Raw genomic sequence first — 24,036 nt, 5'->3', positions numbered from 1 at the left:
GGCCCCAGGCCGCCCCAGCCCCTTGTGCACCGCGGGCGCAGCCGCGTTCACCGCCCCCACGTAGAAGACACCGTGGTAGCCGTCATCGTTCGTTCCGCCCCACGTGTGCACGAAGAAGCGGTCGCCGTTGTCCCGCCCCTTCGCGTCACGCACGCCGCAATCCAGCCGGTTCTTCACGCCCTTGCTGTCCACCGCGCAAATCCACGCCGACCCGCTGTTGTACGCCATGTCCAGCGCCACCACGCTGTCGAGCTCGTCCTTCAGCACCAGCCCCATCGGCCGGAAGGACTTGTCCCACGGCAGGCCCTTCTTCGTGCGCGAGTGGATGTTGCCCGACAGGACGATGTGGAAGCGCCCCGGGCCCGACTCCACATGGTGCCGAACCGTCGCCGCCATCGCAGTCTCCCTCGCCTGCCCCTGCATCGTCGGGTGGTCGAAGACGAACACATCCACGTCCAGCCCGCGCGAGCGCAGCTGGCGCAACTGCTCCAGCATGTTCGCCACCGCCTCGCTGCTGCGGCCGTCCGGGTACGGGCTGCGCCAGAACGGCGCCTCCATCAGCTTCAGCCAGTCATCCTCCGCCCCCGCGCTCTCCAGGAACGCCCCCACGCGCGTCTGGCTCTCCAGCGGCAGCTCCAGCCCCACCGTCACCGGAATGCCGGCCACCGCCACCTGGCATGACGCCTGCGCCACGAAACGCGGCACCTCCTGCGTGCCGTGCATCTCCCCCAGCAGCAACGTGCCACCTGGCTTCACCTGCTTGCCCAACCCCAGGATGGGCAGGCCACATTCAAAGGCCATGGCCTCCGCGCCCGCGTTCGCACTGGGCGTCGTCGCCACCTGCACCGGCTTGGGCGCGTTCTCTTCCTTCATCAGCTTGGGCGCGATGGAGCGGAACACCCGCCACTCCATGACCAGGTCCCGCGAGCCCTGACCCGAACCCGCGTAGAAGGAGTTCTCTCCCTGGGGCGCGGCGAGGCGGGCCTCCCAGTCCTCGACACTGAGGATGGGGTCGGAGGAGACAGCACCCGAGCCCGCGTTGACGTCTTCGACGCGGTCCCTGTTGCCCAGCCGTCCTCCCACGACACGGCTGGATCCCCAATCAATCTCCCGACCCGGAGGACTTAGCGCGGTACTGGAGCTCTTGGTGATGCGGATGATCCACAGCTTGCCCTTCGTCGGCGTCTCGCGCTTTCCCAGCACCATGTACCGGTGCCAGAAGCTCGAAATCTTCGAACCGCCGAACTCCTGGCGCCAGTCCGTCTCCAGCACCAGGCTGCCCTTGTCCTCCTTGAAGGGCAGCTTGTTCTCCGTGAAGAACTGCCGCACCTCGGGCCAGACTTCTTCCAGGGGCCGCTCGTAGATGGCCTCGCCATCCGGGATGAACAAGTCACTGTAGGTGCTTCCCTGCCGGGTCGCGCAGCCCACCTGGAAGCACATCAACGTCACCACTGCGAACCACTTCGCGCGCATCGGCCCCTCCGGGAATGAACTCCCGGGGGAACGCGCCGCGCCCCAATGCCATATCGGAGGAGAACCGACGCTCAGGCGTACAGTGCGCGAGACAACACCTGGAACGCGCGGCCACTCTCCTCCGCGAGCGCATGCCGGCCTTCACGGACGACCTCGCGCCCGCCCACCACCACATCGCGCACCGCCGCCTTCTCCGCGCCCAACACGATGGCGGGCAGCAGCGATGCCGGCAAAGCGCCCACGAGCGACGGATGGTTCAGGTCCACCGTGAAGAAGTCCGCGGGCGCGCCCGCCTCCAGGACGCCAGTGGCGAGCCCCAGGCTCCGCGCGCCATCCACGGTGGCCATGTCCAGCAGCCGCGCCGCCAGCCCATCCATGGCGCCCCCGCCCGGGTCCAGCACGGCGCGCCGCAGCCGCGACAGCCGCAGGTGCCCTTCCAACTGACGGGCCTCGTCCAGCAGGTCCACCGTGGCCTGGCTGTCCGAGCCCAGGCTGATGCGCGCGCCCGCCTTCACCAGCGCATCCGCGGGAACGATGCCGTCGCCCAGGTTCCGCTCCGTAGAAGGGCACGCGCACACCGTGGCCTCGGCCCGGCCCAACAGCGACACCTCATCGTCCGTCAGGTGCACCCCGTGGACCGCCGTGAAGCCGGGCCCCAGCAGGCCCAGGTCCGCCAGCAACTCCACCGGCCTGCGGCCATGCTCCGCCAGACAGGCTTCGATTTCCTTCGGCTGCTCCGCCACGTGCATGTGGACGGGCAGGCGCCGCACGGACGAACCCGCGAGCGCCGCCAGCCACTCCCGAGGCACCGCGCGCACGCTGTGCGGCGCGAGCCCCACGCTGACCGCCGCGTCGGAGCGCACCTCGCGGGCCAGCGCCTCAACCGAACCCAGGAACGTCTCCACGTCCGGGTCGATGAAGCGGCGCTGCCGCGGATTCGCCGCCACGCCGAAGCCCGCACGGGCGTACCCCACGCGCAGCAGGCAGATGCGCAGCCCCACGTCCCGCGCGGCGCGAATCACCGCGTGCGCCAACGTGTTGCGGTCCGCGTACGGCGTCCCGTCGGCCTGGTGGTGGACGTAGTGGAACTCCCCCACGGTGGTGATGCCCGCGAGCGCCATCTCCACGAAGGCCTGCCGCGAGGCGACGTAGAGGTCCTCCGGGCTCAGCGACTCGGCAGCGCGGTACATCGCCTCGCGCCAGCTCCAGAAGTCGTCCGCCTCCCGGCCCGATGCCACGTACTCCGTACGCCCGCGGATGAGCCGCTGGAACGCGTGGGAATGTCCGTTGACGAGCCCCGGCAGCAAGGCCCTTCCCGGCAGCGCGACGGTGCGCGCGCCCGCGGGTACGGACTCCGGGGCCAGGATGCGGCCGTCGGCGCTCACCGCGAGGCCGCGCCCTTTGTGGAACCGGCCGCCCGTGTAGAGGAGCTCCGGCTGATAGACGGTGGTGTCGCTCACGCCGGCAACTTACGCCAGCGCCACGGGGCGCGCAGCAGCCGCGGCGCGCCCCGTGAAATGCCAGACGTCAGTGGAACGCGAGCGTCGGAGTCCGGTCTTCCGTCGGAACACCCGAGTTGTCTCCCCCACCCGGACGTCCCAGCCCCTTGTGCACCGCCGGCGCCGACGCGCTCACCGGCCCCACGTAGAAGACACCGTGGTAGCCGTCGCCATTGGTGCCCCCCCACGTGTGCAGGAAGAAGCGGTCGCCGTTGTCCCGGCCCTTCGCCTCGCGGATGCCGCAGGCCAGTTGGTCCTTCACGCCCTTGCTGTCCACCGCGCAAATCCACGCCGACCCGCTGTTGTACGCCATGTCCAGCGCCACCACGCTGTCGAGTTCATCCTTCAGCACCAGCCCCATGGGCTTGAACGACTTGTCCCACGGCAGGCCCTTCTTCGTGCGCGAGTGGATGTTGCCCGACAGGATGACGTGGAAGCGCCCCGGGCTCGACTCCACCTGGTGCCGGACCGTGGCCGCCATCGCGTCCTCGCGCGCCTGCCCCTGGGCCTTCGGGTGGTCGAAGACGAAGATGTCCACGTCCAGTCCACGCGAGCGCAGCTGACGCAGCTGATCCAACATGTTCGCCACCGCCTCGCTGCTGCGGCCATCCGGATACGGGCTGCGCCAGAAGGGCGCCTCCATCAGCTTCAGCCAGTCATCCTCCGTCCCCGCGCTGTCCAGGAAGGTGTCCAACCGCGTCTGGCTCTCCAGCGGCAGCTCCAGCCCCACCGTCACCGGTGTGCCGGCCACCGCCGTCTGGCAGGACGCCTGCGCGATGAAACGCGGCACTTCCTGCGTGCCGTGCATCTCCCCCAGCAGCAGCACCCCACCCGGCTTCACCTGCTTGCCCAGGCCCAGAATCGGCAGGCCGCATTCGAAGTCCATGGCCGCCGCGCTTCCCTCCGCGTCAGACGCCATCGCCACCTTCACCGGCTTGGGCGCGTTCTCCTCCTTCATCAGCTTGGGGGAGATGGTGCGGAACACCCGCCACTCCATGACCAGGTCCCGCGAGCCCTGCCCCGACTCCGCGAAGAAGGAGTTCTCCCCCACCGGCGCATCCAGCCGATCCTCCCAATCCTCCACGGAGAAGCCCGGGGCCGCGGAGTCACCTCCCCCCTGGTCACCGATGACGCGCGCCACACCCCAGTCCAGCTCACGGCCCGGCGGGGCCAGCGCCTTGTTGCGGCTCTTGGTGATGCGAATGATCCACAGCTTGCTCTGGGTGGGGGACTCGCGCTTGCCCATCACCATGTAGCGGTGGAAGAAGCCGGACACCTTCGAGCCACCGAACTCCTGGCGCCAGTCCGTCTCCAGCACCATGCTGCCCCGGTCTTCGCGGAAGGGCAGGTTGGCCTCCGTGAAGTACTTGCGCACCTCCGGCCACATCTCCTCCACCGGCCGCTCGTAGATGGCCTCCCCATCCGGGATGAAGAGGTCGCTATAGGTGCCAGCCTGATGGGCACAGCCCGTCATCAGGCCCGCCAACACAACCGCCGCGTAGACCACCGAGCGCATTCGTCCCATCTCCTCGTAGAGCCCCAGCGGGAGCGTAAACGAGGACCGGGCCCCGGCATATCGGCCCAGCAGGGCGGCTCAGGCGGGGGCTTCGGAGCCTTCCTCGGCGGTGGCGCGTGCCCGCTCCCAGGGGCGTGTCCGGACGGCGTCGCGAATCCACATCACGTGGCGCCGCTCGTCCTCCCGGTGCTTTTCAATCAGCTCACGGACCTCGGGGCGCCAGTCGAAGCGCAGTGCAACGTCATAGGCGCGGTTGGAGAACTCCTCGTTGCCTAGCATGGCCACCAGCGCGGCCTCGGTGCCCATCATGCTGGACATCGCCGTCAGGCCCACCATCGCCGTTCCCTTGAGGTCCAGGCGCAGCTCCAGCGGCGTCCCGCCCGCCTCGTGGATGAGGGCGTTCAGGTCCTGCACGTGCCGGACGTGGTCGATTCGGAATCCATTGAGCCGCTCACGGACCAACGGTTCCGGAATCCGGGCCAGGGCCGCGTCGTAGGCACCCACGGCATCCGCGTCGAGCTGGGCCAGGCTGCGCAGCCGGGCCACTTCCGATTTGTCGGCCATGTCGAACTCCTGCGCTAAGGGGGCTCGGGCAATGTGAGAAGGCTGTCCCCGCAAACCAACCCACCTCCTGGACGCGCTGACTGCCCGTCCCTGGGGCAGGCGGACAGCCAGGGCCCAGGTCCTCAGGCGTGCACGGCGTCAGAGGGCGCGCGCGGCTGGGTGGCGTGCCTCCTCCGCGCGGCCCTGCGGTGCTTGAGGACAATCACGGCCCCCAGGACCGCGCTCAACAGCATCAGCGCGTTCGTCACCACGAAGACCCAGTTGCCGACCTTCCAACTGTAGAGCGTGAACCCCACGGAGGCCGTCATCTGCCCCACGAAGAGCCACTTGGACACACCCTCGCTCGAGCCTGACTTCCACTGCTTGTGGACCTGGACAGCAATGGTCAACAGCAGGACGAATGAGCTGAACCAACCCAGGGCTTCGGCCCCCATGCACCCTCCTGGCCACAGACGATGTGCATGCGCCCTGCCGTGTGCAGCACGCCCGTCACCCCACCGGACCGCCCACCGCGCTCAGCCTGTCCGCGCCGCCGCCTCGCGGTGTCGCGCAATCCATGCCCGCGCCTCTTCGGCCGAATCCACGTAGGCCGTGTCGAGCCGCATCCCGCCGCTCAGCATCGCGCCCACCATGAGGCTCTTGGTGGTGGCCTTCTGCTCCATCGCCGCGCCGATGTAGACGACGCCCAGGAACCAGCCCGCCTGCGCGTGGTCCACCAGGTAGCGGCGCGACTCCGGACTGAGGTGCGAGTCCGTGATGTCCGCGGCCAGGTAGAAGCGCTGCGCGTCCGCCATCTCCCGGTACACGCCACACGACCAGACCGACGTCTCCAGGGTGATGGCGCCCCGGAAACGCGCCCAGAGGATGTCCGGCGCTTCGAACCACGCTTGCTGCTCGCCGTGACGCCACTCCCGGTTCAGGCTCATGGGCCTCCCACGCTGAGACAGGCTCCAGGATAGCCCCGGCCCCAGCGTGGACCCAACAGCCTCCCGGTGCGGACCGTCAGAAGCCGAGCGGCAACACGAAGGCCGTGCCGTTCTGCGTCCCCGTCCGGTAGCTGCGCGGCGCACCGATGACGAGCATGGGCGGCGAGCTGCCGCTGCCCGGCATCATCGACATCGCCTGTCCCAGCGCCGAGCGCTCCGAGCCATCTCCCACCACCATGAGGAACGGTGAAAGCGCGCCCTGATGGCCAACCCCGCCAGCATAGAGAAACACCGCGCCACCGCCGTCGGACGCCTCGGAGGCGCCCGGCGCGCTCACCAGCAGGTCGGGGATGTTGTCGCCCGTGAGGTCCGTGCCGCCCACCAGCCGCGCGCCGAAGTTCACCGCGCGGTGGCGGTGGACCAGGACAACGGGGTTGAGCCCGTCGCCCAGCGCGCCCACCACCAGCGGCGAGCCCGCGGACTGGAGCGACTGCATCTTGTTCACCAGCACCGTCTTGTCGAAGAGCAGCACCACCGGCTGCGTCACGCCGTTGAAGGGCACGCTGGTGGCGCTGATGGCCACGAAGTCGCGCGTGTCCCCCAGGAACCGGCCGGCCCGCGTCATGCTCAGGCCCAGGCCCAGGTTGGTGAGCTGCACCTCGCTGTCACCAGCGATGCGCCACACGGTGGCTGTCCTGCGCCCGCCGCAGCGCGAGCCGCTCGCGTCGAAGCCCAGCAGGATGGCCACGCCCGAGCGCGTCCCCTCCGCGTAGCGCCAGGCCAGCTCGTCACAGCCGTCGCCGTCGAGGTCGCCCAGCGACGTCGGCGCGAACGTTTGAATGTCCATGGACGGCATCGTGTAGACGGACTCACACACCATGCTCAGCTTCGCCAGCGACGCGTCCTCGGGCGCGCGGCCCAGGAACACCTCCATGCCGTCGTTGCGCAGCAGGCCCACGTCCTCGCGGCCATCGCCGTTCAAATCGAACCCGCCCACCACGCCGCGCCCCAGGCCGGTGCGCCGGCACTGGGCTTCCGTCTCCGGCGTGCAGTCCTGGATTTGATACGTCGCGAACAGCCGGTACGCCGGCTTGAAGCTCCCGTCCGCCTGCCCCAGCGAAACCAGCGCGCCGCCCACTGACTGGGAGCCGCTGGTGACACACGCGGCGGGCACCGACGTGTACGTGTTGTTGAGCTCGTTGTTGGAGCTCGTGGTGCCCGTGCCCGGCACGTAGAAGTTGGACGCGCCCACCACCAGGTCTGGACGCCCGTCACCGTTGAAGTCGGAGAAGGCCACGTCCACACCCACGTTGCGGCCCGCCTGGTGCGGCGAGGGCAAGCCCTCCTCCACCACGGTGGCCTGCGCGGGCGCCGACACGTCGTGCACATAGGCACGGCCAATGGTCAGGGCGTTGCCGTCATTGCTGGTGCCGGGGCCGGACCAGCCCGGCGCGCCCGTGAGCACCAGCGGACGGCCGTGCGGGCCCTGAGTAATCGCCACCGCCTCGCCGAAGCGCTCCACGCTCGGCTTCGCCGGCACCCGGACGCTGGTACGCGTCCACTCCGTCACCGACGCGCCTTGACGGTGGTACAGCTCCACGCTGCCGGTGAAGGCCCCCTGCTCCGACGAGGACCGGCCCGCGAAGGCCACCAGCGACGGGTTCGCCGCGGGGCCCCAGGTCGCCAGGCCCGAGCCCAGCGTGTCCGACACCGACGTCCCGTTGATGACCATCAGCGGCCGGTTGAGGACGCTGCCCTGCGTGAGCGTGGCCAGTGGATAGACGAGAATCTTGCCGCTCAAGCGCAGCGTGCCGCTCCCCACGCCCGAAGGCGCGGACGAGTAGGGCGCGCCCAGGAGCAGCTCCAGGCCCGGCTCGCCGTCGACGTCCATCACCGCCCAGCTCCGGCCCGCGTTGATGCCGCTGGACTCGCCGTAGATGCGGGCGAAGGCCGCCTCGCGCATCACCTGGGGCGGCCGGTTGGCTGGCTCGCCGGTGGCGGCGTAGCCCGTCAAATCGAACAGCAGCGCACCGCCCGAATCACTGCCGGACTGCAGTCCTCCGCTCGAGCGCAGGTCCGGCGAGTCCGCCCGGTCCGCCACCGCCAGCAGCAGCGGAGGCCGCGTGCCCTCGGCGGGGATGACGCCCAGCCGCCACGTGCCCTCGCTGCTGTCCGCCGTGTTGGCCGGCAGCACGTACACGTCCGGCGAGGCCCGGAAGCGCGCGCCTTGCGCGCGTGCCAGGAAGACGGAGATGGCCGTCTGCGCGCCCGACACCGCTCCGGACACGTTGTACCGGGACACCCGGCTCAGCGCCGCCAGGTCCACCAGGCCGTCCCCGTTGAGGTCGCCCGTCACCAGCGCGCGGCCCAGCTCGGTGTTGCTGCGCGACACCAGGGCGCCGTCCTGCGTCAAATCCCAGCCGCCCAGCCGCACCGTGGGAACGTCCGGCACCGGCGAGCTCCGCGTCGACGCGTAGATGTCCACCGTGCCGCGGTTGCGAATGGCGTTGGTGGGCGCCAGGTCGCCCAGCGGCGAGCCCACCACCACGTCCAGGTCGCCGTCGCCCTCGAAGTCCGCGATGGCCATGCCCGAGCCGAACGCCGCGTTGCGGAGCAGGCCGGTGAGCTGCTGACGCAGCGGCGCCGGCGCCCCACTTCGGAAGGTGTAGAGGTACACCGCGCCGGCGTTGGTGACAGCCACGTCCGCGCCCGGCGAGGACACCAGCAGCTCCGCGCGCCCGTCCCCGTCCAGGTCGCCCGCGGCCAGCGCGTCACCGAACTGCGCCGTCTCCGTGGTGCCGGTGAGCACCCACGTAGGCTCCGCCGGCAGGCCGCCGCTGCCCCCCTTGAAGATGAACACGGCGCCGCCCGACGGCTCGTTCAGGTCGCTCTCGCGCTGCCCCACCGCCAGGTCCAGGTGGCCGTCACCGTCGAAGTCCGCCGTCACCAGGGTGGCCGCGTCGGACAGACGGCCGTGCGGCAGTCCCGGCCGCGTCAGCTCGTCCAGCACGCGCACCGACACCCGCGCCGTGTCCCCGGTGAAGGGGTCCGCCGCGTTGAGCACCGCCACGCCGGTAGCGCCGGGCTCGATGGTCAGCCGGCCGCCCGCCAGCGTCCCGGGGCCAGACTCCTTCGTCCAGTTCACCCGGTCACTGCCACCGCGCGTGGCCAGCGGCACGGACGAACCCGAGGGCACGGCGAGGAAGGCCGGCGCTCCGGTCAGCCGGGCATGAGTGCGGACCTCGTACTGGAGCACCGCCTCGTCCCCCGACTGGGTGTCGCGCACGGTGATGACGTCCAGGCCCTCACGCGTGCCGGCCGTGTAGAGGCCGCCAGGCGACAGCGTGGCGCCGGAGCCGTCGGCCGACAGCAGGTACATGGCCGAACCCAGCACGCCGTCCGTCGCCACCTGGAAGGAGGTGCCCGGCCGCAGCTCCGCGCGCACGGGCGCGACGTTGAACGTCGCCGCCACGTTGACCTGCGTGGTGGCGCTCACGCCCGGGCAGCGCGCGTCCTCCACCACCAACGTGTCCGTGCCCGGCGTGCGCCCCGCCAGGAAGCGGCTGCCCACCAGCTCACCCGAGGAGCCTCCCGGCTCCAGCAGGTAGGTGTAATGACCGCTGCCGCCGGTGGCCACCAGGGCCACGGGGCTCGACACACGCACGCGCGCGGGCTGCGCGGTGAGCGTCAGCGCGGCCAGGCCCGTGCACTGGTCCGCCTGGTGAGGCTGCGCCACGCGCGCGGGCGCAGGCTCATCCGAGCAGGCCGCGGCAAGGAGCGCGAGGAGGGGGGCCGCGCGGGTCAGTCGGGACATGTCAGGTACCTTGAGGGAGACTGCGCGTTGCTTCAGGGCCTGGCGCCAGAGGAGGCCCAGCGCTGGATGCGGGAGATGAGCTCGGGGTCCATGGGACCGTCGGCGGGCATCCGCTGGTCTCTCACGGCTTCGGTGATGATGGGCGCGTTGGCCCGCCACAGCTCATAGCTGTCGAGCGAGCGCGCCGCGCTGGAGCTGTTGTGGCAGTTGCGGCACCGCGCCTCATGGATGGGGCGGATGTCCTTGTCCCAGCTCAGCGGCCCCGACGCCAGGGGTGCATAGTCGAACGGCACCGAGCGCTGCGCCTCCGAACCATCCGCGTAGCGCGCCACCACCGACAGGACGTAGCGGCCGGCCTCCAGCGACGCGAAGGAGTAGGCGCGGTGCGTCCCGTCGGCCTCCAGGCCGCCCAGGCTGTAGTCCGGCCCCTCCGTGGGAATCTCCGAGTTGCCCAGCTTGTAGACGACGCTCTCGGGCGCTCCGCCCGGCGGCATCACCGCGCGCACCACCAGGCCGTCATTCACCAACTGCATGCCCTGGTAGAGCCCCCGGAGGCGCGGCACCAGCACGTGGCTCAGCGCGACGGACACCCCGCCCTGCTGCACCCATACGCTGCCGCTCTCGTCCGCGGCGAGGAAATGGAAGTCCCCGGCGCCGGCGTCCGTGGCCGCGCGCCAGACATTCGCGTCCGCGTCGTACTGGAGCAGCGAACCGCCCGTCTTCGCCCACAGGAAGCGGCCCGAACCGATCAACTTCTGCGGCTGCTGCGGCAGCTCCACGCGGCGCCAGCCGTCCTTGCCCCGGCGCAGCAGGGCCTGGTTGGTGAGCGCCCACAGCTCGCCAGAGGTGCCCACCGCGGGCCCGATTCCGGCCAGCGCTTGCAGCGACTCGCCTTCCGCCAGGGGCGCGCTCGTGGTGTGCACCCGGTAGTGGGTGGTGCTGAGGGCCACCGCGACGCTCAGCCCGCCGTCGTGCAGGAACCAAACGCCGGGCAGGTTCTCCGGAGAGGGCGCCGCCGCCAGCGAGGTGATGGCCTTCACCGACGCGCCGTCCACCTTCAGCTCCGCCAGCGTGCCTTCCTGCAGGCGGAACAGGCCGCGCGTGTGCGCCAGCCACACCGCGCCGTCCGCGGACTGCGCGGTGGCGATGACGCCCTGCCCCAGCGCGTCCCGCCAGGGCGGCGCGATGAGCCACCCCGACTCCGCCATGAAGAGCCCGGTCTGCGTCTCCACCAGGGCGCTGTGAGGCCCGAGCCGGAAGACGCCGAGGATGCCGCCCGCCGCCACCTCATTGTCCGGGTGCGGCTCCAGCGCCCCGTACGTGCCGTCCAGCCGCAGCCGGACGAGCTCGCGCGAGGCGGTGGCGAAGACACCACCGCCCGCCTGGTCCGCGAAGCCGGAGACTGGTGCCAGGGCCGTGACGGCTGGGACCTGGACCGGCTGGAAGGGCGTCGGCTCGGGCTTGTCGAGCGGAAGCGAACGGTCCTCCCCGCATGCCCCCAGGACCACGAGCGAGAGAAGGGAGAGGACGGCGGAGGCAGAAGCCCTCGGATGGATGCGCATGCGAAATGGACGGCTCAGGCGAGAATGGGGCGCAGCGGTTCGACGCGGGTGATGCTGTAGTCCAGCCCCGCGGACGCCAGCACCGTGGCGATGACGTGCTCGGGGAGGATGTTCTCGCCGTTCGGGTCCGACGCGCCGTTGCGCAGGTCGAAGGTGCCCGGCGCCATGCCAATGTCACCGCTGCGGCCGAACACGAAGTTGTGCTTGATGCCGGCCCCCATCAGCAGCGCGGAGTTGCTCAGGTGGTGGTCACGGCCACCGGAGCTGTTGATGAGCGGCGTGCGGGAGAACTCGGAGAACACCATGATGGTGGTGTGGTCCATGAACTTGCCACCCGCGGGATGGTCGCTCTCACGCAGGTCCTTCACCAGCATGGCCAGGGCGTCGAAGCCACGCCGCTGGTTGTTGGCCTGCGTGAGCTGGCTGCCGAAGTGGGTGTCCAGGCCGCCCGTGAGGTTGATGGTGACGCACTGGGCGATGCCCTTCTTCAGCGCGGTCGCCACCGTGGCGGCGCGGCCGCGCTCGCCGTTCACATCGTTGGCGCTGGTCAGGTTGTACTTCGTGCGGATGACCGCCATCTCCGCGCTGTGCGGCTGGTTGGCTCCAACGAGGAAGTCGAACGACTTGTCCAGTCCCTTGGACTGGATGAGCCGCATCTGCTCCTGACTGTTGGAGTAGGTGGTGCCCACCCCACGCGCGCCATAGGCCGCCTGCTCGCAGTTGACGGGCTGGCCGCGGAAGTCGAGCAGCTGCTTCTCGAGTTCGCTGTCCAGCGCATCCGCGCTGCCCTTCAGCGTCAGGATCAGGTCGTCCCGGCGGCTGACGCGCAGCGCGTTGGCATAGCCGCCGTACCGGTCGTTGTACGACTCCACGTTGTAGGAGATGGAGGCAATGGGCACGCGCGGCTTCATCTGCCCCACGATTTCAGTCGCCGTGGAGGAGCCACGCGCCGCGCTGCCGATGGGCATCTTCCCGGTGAGGAAGTAGCGGTAGCCCACCTCGTGGCCCAGCGTGTTCATGTTGATGCCGCGCACCACGGTCATCAAATCGTAGTGCTTGGCCAGTTCGGTGCCCACCGCGGGCCCGAAGTCGATGTTCGACCGGCCCACGCCCGGAAGCTCGGCGGGGATGAGCGGCCGGGCCTCGAAGCGGGTGTCGTTGATCTGGTCGTAGCCCGGGAGGATTTTCGTCTCCGAGGCACGGTCCGCGGTGAACTCGGTCGGATCCCTCGGGTCGAAGGCCAGCAGCTGGTCCCACCCACCGTTGAAGTAGACGAACACGAAGCAGCGGTCCGCCGGCGCCATCTCCGCCGCCTGGGCGAAGGCGCGGAAGGGCAGCCCACCCAGCAGGGTGGAGCCCATGAAGCCAGCGGTGGCCTTGAGGAAGGTACGGCGCCCGTGGGCACAGCCCTGGGAGCAATTCTCGTCGTGGCGGTTCTTCTTCATCGCGGTCACTCCGAGCTTCAGTAGGTGATGAAGCGCGGGTCCGTCAGCATGGCGATACACACCACGGCCAACGTCTCATGGCGCTTGGAAGAGGAGAGCGTCTGCACCCGGCTCGCGGCCTGGGTGAAGAAGGACGTCCACTTCGTGAGCTCTTCGCCCGACAGCGGCGAACCCCAGAAGCGGGTGGACATGTAGACGAGCTGCGCGCGCACCTCCGCGTCGGTCAGCTTCGTCAGGTCATCCCACTTCTCCGGCAGCAACCGGCCCATGGTGCGGGCCGACGCGTCCGTCATGCGCATCTCCGCGGACGCCTGGCTGATGCACACCTTGCGCGCGCCGTCCTCCAGGAACTTGGCGAACACCAGGTTGGGCTCGATGTTCTCGCTCACCACCAGGGCATAGTCCGCGCGCCCCATGGACGTGGCGCGCGAGTCCAGCTCGCTCCAGCGCTGCCCCACCGCCCCGACGATGGCGGCGTCCAGCTGGGCCACGGTGAGCCGGCGCGGGGCGCGGCCCACGCTGCCGTCCTGGTCCTCGGGGTCCGGCAGGGGCGTGAAGTCCCCGGGCTGATGCGGGTTGGCGATGGGCTCGATGATGCCGTCCGCGGACTGCGTGTCATCCTTCGTGCAACCGGAGGCCAGCGCGAGCAGCGCGGCGGTCAAGACGAGGCGGCGCATCAGTCAATCCTCCGGTAGGCGTCGGACGTCACCACGCGCTCGATGAGCGCCTTGAGGCGGTGGCCGTTGCGCGCGAAGTCCTGTGCGAAGGGCACCAGGTACAGGCGCTGCTCCTCCGCCGTCATCGGGCGGCCGAGGAACTCGGTCCAAATGCGCCGCACCGTGCAGCGCTCCAGGTCACCCGACTGGAGCATCTTCTGCACCAGCAGCGCGGGACCGGCCTCGATGTTCTGCTCTTCGTCCGCCGTGCGGTACAGGTACGTCTTGAGCATGCCCAGGCTGCTGGCACCATCACCGTCGTAGGCCTGCATGATGTACTGGCTGCACTCGCCACCGCAGTTGGTGTCGTTGTTGAGGGCGCAGTCGCGGCACTTCGGGTCGTAGCGAGGGAACTGGTCGGGCGCGAGGAACTGCGCGGAGCGCTCCGCATAGCGGCCCCAGTGCGCGCCGGTGGGCTCCATGGTGGCGTGGCAGTAGTTGCAGCCGCAGCGCACCGCCAGGTTGTTCTCGCGGTTGCACGCGTCCTCCGGTGCGGGCGACGAAGCCCCCGGCGGCGGCGCGAACGTCTTGCAGAGGAAGGCTTCGTAGAAGTGGTTCACCCGCGCGCGGTGCGTGGGGAATCGGTAGAGGAAGGACGGCGTGGTGAGCACGCCCGCGTGCCCCTCGTCACGCGTGTACTCCGCCCAGGCCTCCGTGTCGTTGTAGGCCACCACCGGCACCGCGCCCTGCGCGGTGGGCGTCGTCACGTTGAAGACGCCCACGCCCTGCTGGTTGCGGAAGTACTCGGACAAGGTGCCGTTCACGAACGAGCGGCGCGTGGTGAGGATGTTGAAGTAGGGCTCGTCGCGCTGCACCACCGACTCGGCGATGCGCAGCGGCTCGTCGTTGAAGGCGGCCACGCGCAGGCTGTGCACGTCCCGGATGTCCTGCGCGGTGATCGCGGGCGTCTCGCAGCGGCGCATGCCCACGCCGCAGCCGCAGCTGCGGTCGGTGGAGAAGCGGGACGTCTCACAGGACGCCATGTTCCAGGGGTTGTGGGTGCGCTCCTGCGCGTCGATGGCGCACACCTTGACGCTCTCCGGCGTCTTGTCGGTGGCCCAGTAGGGCGCGGCCTTGTTCACGAAGCCCTCGCGCAGGATGCAACCGCGCTGAACCCCGTAGTTGCCCTTGAGTCCGTTGCGCAGCTCCAGGTCCAGCGTGCAGCGCTTCAGCTCGGTGAGCGCTGGCCTGGAGTCCGGGTTCGGGTGCTTGAACGCCTTGATCTTGGCGCCATCCATCTCCTTCACCGTCAGCGCCCGGGTCGTGGTCTTCTCCGGGTCCGGCTCGCAGATGAAGGCCCCCGCGCTGCTGCCCGAGCCGCGCTGGTCGCAGAAGTAGAGGTACTCGTGCTTCGGGTGGCTGGTGCTCAGCAGGTCCGAGCACTTCGCCGTGCCATCCGGCGTGGTCGGCGCGAGCGGCGTACACGCGTAGTAGTTCGTGTCGTAGTCGTAGCTGACGGCCAGAGGAACGCCCTCGTCGTCGTGGCACTTCGTCCGGGGACGCTCGGTGAGCGGCGCCGCGTGCGCGTCTGGCTGCTCCGCCGTGAGGCACTGGTCCTGCGCGATGTCTGAGTTACACGTCGCGCTATTCGCGCCGCGCAGCGTCGCGGCGGGATTGCCGGCCACGCCATAGGCGGTGGCAATGCCGTTACCCGTCACCCGCGAGTTCTGGTTGTTGTTGAGGCTTCCGGAGAGGTTCGAGCGCAGCAACGCACGGTGGTAGTTGCGGATGCGCGCGTTGAACTCGTCCTTCGTCATCATCGCGCGGATGTCTTCCACGCCGATGGAGCCCTTGGCCTGGGCGGCCTGGTACTCCTCGTATGTGGGGGGACGGCCGAGCAAGTCCAGCGACAGCTGCCGGAGATGCCGTTCCAGGGGCACCTTCGCGACAACTGGTGAACAGACAGCCTCCTCTTGAGCGGAGGCTGGCAGGGCCAGAAGCAAGGCGGCACCAGCCAGGCAGGCAAGGTAGCGCACACGGAGCACGGGGGACCTCCGGAAGGGGGGGTCGGGGGGACCGTTCTCAGTATGCAGGAATTACAGTTTCAGTATCCAGTAGTACCTAGTGGAACATTTCATCGCACATGTATTCCCTAATAGTGTCAACCAGTTAGCAAGGGTTGCAACGAAGCCCGCCGCGCGAGACATAGGGCCCATGTCGAACGCCGCCCCTGCCGCGCTGCCGCCCCGGGTGAGTGACCGGGCTTTCTTCATCTTCACCGCCGTGGTGTCCGCGCTGGCATTGGCGTTCATCGGGTGGATTCTGCTGGTGCGCGGCGGCGGCCCGGTGGAGGGGGTGAACCTGCGCTTCCTCCCAGCGGTGAACGCGGGGCTCAACGCCACGGCCGCGGCGCTGCTCATCGGCGGGTGGGTGGCGATCAAACGAGGCGCGCGGCAGGTCCACCAGTACCTGATGGTCTCGGCCTTCACCGCGTCCGCGCTCTTCCTGGTCTGCTACCTGTCCTACCACTTCGTGCATGGCGACACGCGTTACGTGGGGGACTGGCGCGGGCTGTACCTGTGCATCCTGGCCAGCCACGTGCTGCTGTCCATGCCCGTGGTGCCCATGGCGCTGGTGGCCTTCTACTTCACGTGGCGCAAGGACTTCGTGCGGCACCGCAAGGTGACGCGGTGGCTGGCGCCCATCTGGGTCTACGTGTCGGTGACGGGCGTCGTCGTGTACTTCATGCTGCGTGGCAGCGCGCCCGCCGTCCTGTGACGCGCTGAATCAGGGCGTCGACGAAGCAGTCTGGACGCCGCCCAGCAGGTGGATGGGCTCCCGATCGCACTCCCCCAGGCCGATGTCAGGCGGAGACGGAGGCAGGTGCCTGTTCCTGTCGCAGCCAGTCAGCGAAGGCGTCGAAGGTGTCCTGCGCGCCCGTCACCACACGGGCATCGAAGGTGCCTTCCGTCGCGACGACGGAGGCCTGGTTGACGGCGTCACCGAAGGCACGCCACCGGGGCCCGACCTCATCTCCGTACGCGCGGAAGAAGGAGAAGTCGCCCAGGGACACGCCGTCGAAGTGGCGGCGCAGGTGCCGGAGGATGAGCTGGCCGCCCAGCGTGGAGCCTTCCAGCACGTAGAGGCAGCCCAGGGCCTCGGGCACGCCCGCCAGTGAGGGCAGCACCGCGCAGTGTGGCAACCGTTCGAGCGAGGCGGCGTCATGGCCAAGCGCGCGAAGGTCCTCCTTCAGGAGAGGAACCTTCCAACGCGCATGGATGGACAGGCCAGGAACCACTTCAAGGCCCAGCCCGGCGAGGCGGGCCTCCAGCGGAACGTAGAAGCCGTGAAGCGCTTCCAGGTGACGTCGGTACGCCGTGGGCGTCAGGTCCGCATCCATCAAACGCACCTGAGCCTCGGTGCGCTCGTGGTGCGGGCGCGTCTCACTCTTCAGTCGCTGCATCAAGGGCAAGGTGCTTGCACGATGCCGCTGTCACTGCCCGGTGGGAATTGGGAACTGTGGCCGAGTGTCCACCTCTCTACCCCTCGGGCGCTCTGGACAGGGGTTCCCGAGCCTTCCTCAGCGACAGAAGCCGTTGGCCATGCACGTCCGTCCCAGCCCACACGTCAGGCCGGAGGTGCGGCAGTTGGGCTGGCACGCCCCCGAGCCCGTGCGGTCGCTGTAGCAGATGTACCCGGAGCGGCAGTCCCCCTGCCCCGTTCCCACCTGCCGCGTGCAGGTCGCCAGACATGCCTTGAGGCCCGAGGTGGAATCCACGATGTAGCACCGCGAACCCGCCGGACACGCGGAGCGGGTGCAATCCATGGAGCAGTACCCGCCCGGATAGTCCGTCACGCACACGCCCCCGGGACAGTCGACGTTGGAGCCGCACGCACTGCCCACCACCAGCGCCGGATCATCATCGATGGGCGCCAGGGGAATCAGGTCGAAGCTCACATTCTCGATGCGGTCGCCCGCCCCCAGCTCCAGCGGCTCGAAGGAGTCCACGTTGCGCCAGTAGCCGGTGCGCTCGCCGTCCTCGAAGAAGTTGCCATCCTGGTCGTCGTCGATGGTGGCCAACGCGAAGTACGTCCGCGGCGCCAGGGAGATGCTGTACGCGTAGTCCGCCGAGGCGCGCGCGACGGCCATGGCGTCCTCCGAGGCCTGCCACTCCCCTCGCGCGTCCTGCCACACGAACGCAATCAGGGCGTCCAGGTCATTGGATGCGCCCGCCACGCCAATCTTCACCGCCACCGTCGCCGAGCCCGCCGTCCCCGAGCCCACCAGACTCAGCGTCACCACGGTGTCCCCTCCAGCCAGCCCGGATGCATCCACGGCAACACTCAGCGAGGCCGAGCCGAAGGCGGGCACCCGCACCGTGTTGCCCTGCGGGAATGACACCGCCGAGGCATTGGGCCCACTGACGCTGGCCGTCACCATCAAATCGCCGCCCCGGTTGCCGCCCACGTTGCTGAGAATGAGCTGCTGCGTCCCGCTGCCCCGGAAGAACAGTGTGGACGTCGTCACGTTGAGCTGAGGGTCCAACGTGCCGGGGTCCACGTTGGCGATGCGGGCCAGCGCCGCGCGCGCGTTGACGAGCCCCGCGCCGCAGCCTTCCGGGCACTGCGCGTTGGTGAGCGGCGTGGCGGTCTCCTTCAAGATGCTCTCCGCCAGCGCGGCCGTCAGGTCCGGCCGCGACGCCGCCATCAGCGCCACCACGCCCGCGACGTGAGGCGCCGCCATGCTGGTGCCCTGCGAGAAGGCATAGGCCGGCTGCCCGTTCTCATCCAACACCGTGGACAGCACGCCGTCCGGATAGCCGTCGCCGTTCAGGTCCTCGCGCATCTCCCCACCGGACGCCACCACGTCCACGTCCACGCCGTAGTTGGAGAAGCTGCTGCGCTGCCCCGCCAGACTGGTGGAGCCCACGCAGATGACGTTCTGCTGGTTGCACGGCGTGCTGTTGCGCGCATCCACATCTTCGTTGCCCGCTGCGACGACGATGATGGCCCCGCGTCCCAAGGCCGCGTCGATGGCGTCCTGGTACAGCGCCTGCGGCGGCGCGCGGCCACCCAGGCTCATGTTCACCACCTTCGCGGGATTGGGATTGGGCGGTACGCCCGGCACGTCGCCGCCCGTGGCCCAGGTGAGGGCCGCGGCGATGTCGAAGCTGCTCCCGCCCTTCTTCCCCAGCACCCGCACGGGAAGCAGCCGGGCGTTCCAGGCCACGCCCGCGACGCCCACCTGGTTGTTCGTGTCCGCGGAGATGGTGCCCGCCACATGCGAGCCGTGCCACGTCGAGCCGCCGCTGGGCGTGTCCCCACCTTCGTCCCGCGGGTCGCTGTCCCGGCCATCGCCGTCGCCCGCGTTCTCCGGGTCCGAAATCATGTCGTAGCCCGGCAGCACATTCGTCAGGTCCGGGTGCGGAACGATGCCGCTGTCGAGGACGGCCACCACCACGCTGGACGCGTCCGGCACCAGGTCCCACGCGGCCGGAAGGTTGAGCGTGGGGTAGTGCCACTGGAGGCTGTAGCCCCGGTCGTTCGGCGCCGCCGTCGCCCGCATCCGCTCGTTGCGCACCGCGTACATCACGCCCGGCACCTGGGCGAGCTGCGCCGCCCACTCCTGCGTCTTCGCGGCCGTCACCGCCTTGCCGTCCAGCGGCTCGTAGCCCACCAGGTGCACGTACGCACTGGCGTAGCCCTTGTGCACCGCGCGGAAGCCCGGGCGCTGTACCGCCACCAGCACGCGCTCCGGTGACAGGCCCGCTTCCTCGAAGCGGAGGATGACATCTCCGGGAATCGTGGGGTCCTCGCGGGAAGCCCCCTCGAGCGGCGCGGCGCCCGACTGCGACGGGACGATGGGAAGCCCCGGCACGGCCTTCGGCGCCACCCGCGGCTCGCGCGAGCGCCCCGCGTGCATCCCCCGCAGCGTCTCCTTCAGCTTCGCCAGCTCACCCGCGCGAAACGGCGAGCGCACCGTCTGGGAGGCGCTGTCGCCAGCGGACCGTTCGCTGCTCCGGAAAGGCGTCAGCGTCCCCTGGATGCGCCCGGTCCTGGAGGTCTGCTCCCCCGGGTCTTCGTCGTCGCCGGAACAGGAGGTGGCGGAGAGCAGCAACAGTCCCATCAACAGCAGGCGACGCATTCGGGCGACCCTTCGGATGAAATGGAAGGGGCGGCACCCTAGCATCCGCTGCCCGACGGGGCCTCGCCACTCAGCTCGCCATCACCTCGCCGCCGTCTTCCGTGTCCTCTCCAACGTTGCCGTCGGCCGTATCGTCCAGTGCGCCGACATCTCGCGGCACGCCGTCCACGTACGTCACCACATTGCCCGGCATCGCCGGCACCCGCGGCCCTGGTGTCACCACGCCCGTGAGGTTGAGCGGGTCCACACCGGACAGCTGCACCCGCACACCGGATGGAGGCTGACGGCGCACCGAGCGCGCCATGTCCACCGCCTCCGGCAGGGCGAACTGTTCGCCCACGAAGCCCGACACGAAGCGGCCACCGCGCACCTCACCGCGCGCTTCCATGCGGCGGTACACGAAGAGCAGTTCGCGCCACGTGGGCGCCAGCGCCTCGCGCATCACCAGGTCGCGCCAGACAATGCCGTAGCGTTGGAGGAAGAGGCGCGCCAGCGAGTCCAGCACATCGTCTTGCGACTTCGGCTCCGCGGGTGTCAGCAGGCTCCAGCGGCCAGGGCCACCGCGCTGGAGCAGCTTCTGCCGCTTGCGGTGCGCCGGGCTCTGGAGCACGCGCAGGTTCTGCACCGCGTCCGCGGTCACCAGCCCGCGCGCCACCAACTCCCACAGCGCGTCCTCGATTTCGGCGGGCAGGCGCCGCGCGCGCGACACCAGGTCCTGGAAGAAGCAGGCGCCGCGCCGCTCCAGCACCGCCACCACGTCCTTGGCGGCCGCGCTCAGGTCCGGCGGCGTCCACACGTCCCCGTCCGCCAGCACCGCGTGAGGCCGCGCCGCGGTGAGCATCCACTCCAGGTCCTCGCGAAGGGTGAAGGTCAACGACGCGTTCCGCGTGGGTGACGCTCGCGAGCGCGTGGGCACGGGCTCCGGCGGCGTCACCGGCGCGCCCCGGCGAGGCCCCGGCGCGGGCTTCGCCTCCTTCGTCGTCAGGCGGCCCCAGGCCACCTCACCGGCGTAGCAGGCCCGCTCCAGCAGGTCCGGCGTGTAGCCGCGCATGCGCGCGGGCAGCAGGAAGCGCTCCCACGCGGAGGCCGGTGCCTCGTACCCCTGCAGCAGCCGCACCGCCTTGAGCAGCCCCGTGGAGCCGCGCAGCGCGTCCAGTTCCTCCAGGTGGTGCCAGCGGAAGAGGAAGCGCATGAAGTCCTGCGCGCTCAGCGGCTCGATTTCCTTGCGCAGCCGCCCCACCGTCAGCCGGTGGATGCGCTGGAGCAGGCGCCGGTCGCACCACTCCAGCGGTGGGCTGGCCCCATCCGCCAGTGAGACCTCCAGCGGACGGAAACGGCCGCGCAGCACGTTGCCCTGGGCCTCCAGTTGGTGCATGGCCGCGTTGATGGAGTCCTCGTCCAACACGACGAGCCGGGCCAGCTCCGCCACCGTGGTGGGCCCCAGCATCTCCATGTGTCCGCGCACCACCTGGAGCACGGCGGCATCCCGCTCCACGGGCCGGTCATGCGACAGCACCGGCAGCGGCGGCTGCATGGGCGCGTCCGGGAAGAGCACCCGCAGCGCGCTGCCCCGCTCCGCCGACACCAGGAAGCGGCCCGCGGGCAGGTCCATCCACGCCACCCGGCCCTGCTCGAACAGGGGCGTCGCCATGCCGCGCGGCACCTCCGCGGCGGGTAGCAGAATCAGCTGCAACAGCGCGTCGTGCAGCTCGTCCTCGTCGCGCATGGGCGGGGCGGCGTCCGCCACCACCGTGGCAATCGCCGTCGCGTCCAGCGCGCCGAAGGCCGTCACGTCCTCGGCGGGCATGGCGCGGCGCAGGGCCACGTTGCGCACGCGGCGCTCCTCGGCGGGCGCATCATCCAGGAAGGTGTAGGGCTGGCTGTGAATCATCGCGTGCGCGAAGAGGCTGGGCTCCGGCACGTCGCGCGCCAGCAGGCGGATGCGGCCATCACGCATGCCGCGCAGCACCTCGCGCAGGCCGTCCACGTCCATGGCCTCGCGCAGACAGTCATCCATGGTCTGCGTCACCAGCGGATGGTCCGGCAACTCCAGGTCGCCGCCACCGTGGTTGTCCTGGCAGCCCACCTGCTCCGGGAACACCGACGCCAGCAGGTCCTCGCTGCGAGCGCGCTGGAGGTTGGGCGCCACGCGCTTGCCCCCCATCATCCGGTGCAGCGCGAGCGACCGAGTGGCCACCCACCGGAAGCGCGTGCCGAAAATCGGCGCCTGGAGCACCGCCTGCACCAGCACCTCCTCCACGTGGTCCGGGTGGAGGAAGTCGAAAATCTCCGCCAGCGGGAAGGAGTGCTGCTCGCCCAGCGACAGGAGGATGCCGTCCTCCGTCGCCGCCGCCTGGAGCTCGAAGTCGAACGAGCGACAGAAGCGCTTGCGCAGCGCCAGGCCCCACGCGCGGTTGATGCGGCTGCCGAAGGGCGCGTGGATGATGAGCTGCATGCCGCCCGCCTCGTCGAAGAAGCGCTCGGCCACCACAGTGGTGTGGCTGGGCACCGCGTCGAGCATCTTCTGCCCCGTGCGCAGATAGCCCATCAGCGCGTCCACCGCGGGCGGCGGCATGCGCAGCTCCTTCTGGAGGAACGCCGGCGCATCCTCGCGCTGCGTGAGTTCCTCGCGCAGGCGGCCCACCTGGAGCGACAGCTCGTCCGTGCGGCCCGGCGCCTCGCCGCGCCAGAAGGGCACGTTGGGCGGCGCGCCGCGCGCGTCCTCCACCTGCACCGTGCTGCCCGACACGCGCTGGATGCGCCACGCGGTGCTGCCCAGCAGGAAGATGTCCCCGGGCGACGACTCCACCGCGAAGTCCTCGTCCAGCGTGCCCACCACCTTGCCCTCCGGCTCGGCGGTGACGTTGAAGGTGAAGGTGTCCGGGATGGCGCCGCCATTGGTGAGCGCGGTGATGCGCACGCCGCGCCGGCCCTTGAGGCGCTGATTCACCCGGTCTCTGTGGAGGTGGATGCCCGCGCGGCCCCGGCGCGCCGCCACGCCTTCGGACAGCAGCTCCAGCACGCCCTGGTACTCCTCCCAGGTGAGGTTCCGGTACGAGTACGCGCGTTGGAAGAGGCTGAAGAGCGCGCGTTCGTCCCACTCCTCGCAGGCGCACGCGGCGACAATCTGCTGCGCCAGCACATCCAGCGGCTTCTCCGGAATCCGCACCGCGTCCAGGTCTCCCTCGCGCACGGCGTTGAGGAGCGCGGTGCACTCCATCAACTCGTCCCGCGTCATCGCGAAGAGGATGCCCTTGGAGATGCCCGCCTTGTGGTGGCCCGCGCGGCCCACGCGCTGGAGCAACACGGAGATGGCGCGCGTGCTGCCCAGTTGCACCACCAGGTCCACGTTTCCCACGTCGATGCCCAGCTCCAGCGACGCGGTGGCCACCATGGCCCGCAGCTGCCCGGACTTCAGCTTCTCCTCCGCGGCCAGACGGATTTCGCGCGACATGCTGCCGTGGTGCGCCGCCACGGTGCCCTCGCCCAGGCGTTCACCCAGGTCGTGCGCCACGCGCTCCGCCATCTTCCGCGTGTTGACGAAGACGAGCGTCGTGCGGTGCGCCCCCGTCAGCGCCACCAGCCGGTCGTAGACCTGCCCCCACATCTCGTGGCTGGCCAGCGACGACAGCTCCGCGTCTGGAATCTCCAGCGTCAAATCCCACGGGCGCAGATGGCCCACCTCCACCCGCTTGCACTCCCGGTGGGAGGCGCCGGTGAGGAACCCGGCGATGGCGTCCAGCGGCTTCTGCGTCGCCGACAGGCCGATGAGCTGGGGCCGCGCGTCCGTGAGCGCCTTGAGCCGCTCCAGCGATAGCGCGAAGTGGCTGCCCCGCTTGTCGCGCGCCAGGGCGTGGATTTCGTCCACGATGACGGTGCGCACCGCGCGCAGCGTGGCGCGCGCCTTCTCCGCCGTGAGGTAGAGGTAGAAGGACTCCGGCGTGGTGATGAGGATGTGCGGCGGACGGCGCACCATCTGGGCGCGCTCGGAGGCCGGGGTGTCTCCGCTGCGCACCTGGACGCGCAGCTCCTGCGGACGGAAGCCCTCCGCGCGGGCCCGGGCGAGCAGCTCCTCCAGCGGCTGGAGCAGGTTCTTCTGCACGTCGTTGCCCAGCGCCTTGAGCGGCGACACGTAGAGCACCTGCGTGCAGTCCGGCAGCGTGCCTTCCAGCGCCAGCCGGAAGAGCGCGTCCAGCGCGGCGAGGAACGCCGTCAGTGTCTTGCCACTGCCCGTGGGCGCGGCGATGAGCACGTCCTGGCCCGCCTGGATGAGCGGCCAGCCCTCGACCTGGGGACGGCTGGGCTCGCCCAGCTCTCCCCCATCCGCCTCTATGGCCGCATCGCCGCGCGGGAGCAGACGGGGCTGCTGTCGCTGACGCTGGCGGACCGCGTCGTCCAGATTCACTTCCGCAAGGGCAACCCGGAGTTCGTCGACT

The 24,036-nt window shown here is 70.1% G+C and carries 15 protein-coding genes; 1 reads left to right on the top strand and 14 read right to left on the bottom strand.

Annotation, left to right across the window (positions count from 1 at the left end):
- The 11 genes from F8M74_RS34580 to F8M74_RS34530 form a co-directional block, all read right to left on the bottom strand.
- On the bottom strand, positions 1 to 1,473 hold a 1,473-nt coding region (locus F8M74_RS34580; protein WP_141279475.1), incomplete at its 3' end, for a hypothetical protein.
- Positions 1,474 to 1,544: 71 nt separating this feature from the next.
- The gene (hutF, locus tag F8M74_RS34575; RefSeq protein WP_141252896.1) at positions 1,545 to 2,933 is read right to left on the bottom strand and encodes a formimidoylglutamate deiminase; all 1,389 of its coding nucleotides are present in this window, start codon (positions 2,931 to 2,933) and stop codon (positions 1,545 to 1,547) included.
- A 67-nt stretch (positions 2,934 to 3,000) separates the two neighbouring features.
- Positions 3,001 to 4,488 (bottom strand): ChaN family lipoprotein, encoded by a 1,488-nt coding sequence (locus F8M74_RS34570; protein WP_141252895.1) that lies wholly within the window; start codon positions 4,486 to 4,488, stop codon positions 3,001 to 3,003.
- A gap of 78 nt (positions 4,489 to 4,566) precedes the next feature.
- A complete protein-coding gene (locus F8M74_RS34565; RefSeq protein ID WP_141252894.1) occupies positions 4,567 to 5,052 on the bottom strand; it encodes a ferritin-like domain-containing protein in 486 nt (161 codons plus the stop codon).
- 122 nt (positions 5,053 to 5,174) lie between these two features.
- Positions 5,175 to 5,486 (bottom strand): hypothetical protein, encoded by a 312-nt coding sequence (locus F8M74_RS34560; RefSeq protein WP_141252893.1) that lies wholly within the window; start codon positions 5,484 to 5,486, stop codon positions 5,175 to 5,177.
- 81 nt (positions 5,487 to 5,567) lie between these two features.
- Positions 5,568 to 5,978, bottom strand: a complete 411-nt coding sequence (locus tag F8M74_RS34555; protein WP_011551127.1) for a hypothetical protein — start codon at positions 5,976 to 5,978, stop codon at positions 5,568 to 5,570.
- A 76-nt stretch (positions 5,979 to 6,054) separates the two neighbouring features.
- The gene (locus tag F8M74_RS34550; protein ID WP_141252892.1) at positions 6,055 to 9,792 is read right to left on the bottom strand and encodes an FG-GAP-like repeat-containing protein; all 3,738 of its coding nucleotides are present in this window, start codon (positions 9,790 to 9,792) and stop codon (positions 6,055 to 6,057) included.
- A gap of 32 nt (positions 9,793 to 9,824) precedes the next feature.
- On the bottom strand, positions 9,825 to 11,354 hold the full coding sequence (locus F8M74_RS34545; protein WP_141252891.1) for a hypothetical protein: 1,530 nt from the start codon (positions 11,352 to 11,354) through the stop codon (positions 9,825 to 9,827).
- A 14-nt stretch (positions 11,355 to 11,368) separates the two neighbouring features.
- Positions 11,369 to 12,799 carry a DUF1501 domain-containing protein gene (locus tag F8M74_RS34540; protein ID WP_141252890.1) on the bottom strand — a complete coding sequence of 477 codons (1,431 nt, stop codon included), beginning with the start codon at positions 12,797 to 12,799 and terminating at the stop codon, positions 11,369 to 11,371.
- Positions 12,800 to 12,816: 17 nt separating this feature from the next.
- Positions 12,817 to 13,476, bottom strand: coding sequence for a hypothetical protein (locus tag F8M74_RS34535; protein WP_141252889.1), 660 nt, complete (start codon positions 13,474 to 13,476; stop codon positions 12,817 to 12,819).
- Positions 13,476 to 15,500 carry a DUF1585 domain-containing protein gene (locus F8M74_RS34530; RefSeq protein WP_141252888.1) on the bottom strand — a complete coding sequence of 675 codons (2,025 nt, stop codon included), beginning with the start codon at positions 15,498 to 15,500 and terminating at the stop codon, positions 13,476 to 13,478. Before F8M74_RS34530 ends, F8M74_RS34535 begins: the two co-directional genes overlap by 1 nt.
- Before the next feature lie 169 nt (positions 15,501 to 15,669).
- Here F8M74_RS34530 and F8M74_RS34525 point away from each other — a divergent pair, with 169 nt between their 5' ends.
- Positions 15,670 to 16,233 (top strand): DUF420 domain-containing protein, encoded by a 564-nt coding sequence (locus tag F8M74_RS34525; RefSeq protein WP_141252887.1) that lies wholly within the window; start codon positions 15,670 to 15,672, stop codon positions 16,231 to 16,233.
- A gap of 85 nt (positions 16,234 to 16,318) precedes the next feature.
- On the opposite strand, the gene F8M74_RS34520 is transcribed toward F8M74_RS34525, so the two are convergent.
- The 3 genes from F8M74_RS34520 to F8M74_RS34510 all read right to left on the bottom strand — a co-directional run bounded on the left by F8M74_RS34520 (position 16,319) and on the right by F8M74_RS34510 (position 23,957).
- Positions 16,319 to 16,918, bottom strand: a complete 600-nt coding sequence (locus tag F8M74_RS34520) for a biliverdin-producing heme oxygenase (RefSeq protein ID WP_141252886.1) — start codon at positions 16,916 to 16,918, stop codon at positions 16,319 to 16,321.
- A gap of 117 nt (positions 16,919 to 17,035) precedes the next feature.
- A complete protein-coding gene (locus F8M74_RS34515) occupies positions 17,036 to 19,600 on the bottom strand; it encodes a S8 family peptidase (RefSeq protein WP_228559149.1) in 2,565 nt (854 codons plus the stop codon).
- A gap of 70 nt (positions 19,601 to 19,670) precedes the next feature.
- The gene (locus F8M74_RS34510) at positions 19,671 to 23,957 is read right to left on the bottom strand and encodes a DEAD/DEAH box helicase (RefSeq protein ID WP_163884698.1); all 4,287 of its coding nucleotides are present in this window, start codon (positions 23,955 to 23,957) and stop codon (positions 19,671 to 19,673) included.
- Positions 23,958 to 24,036: the final 79 nt, after the last annotated feature.

The organism is Myxococcus sp. CA023 (assembly GCF_010998615.1).
In the GTDB taxonomy this organism is placed as follows: Bacteria; Myxococcota; Myxococcia; order Myxococcales; family Myxococcaceae; genus Myxococcus.
Note: the sequence above shows the minus strand (reverse complement) of the source record. Positions and strands in the feature narration are given on the sequence as shown.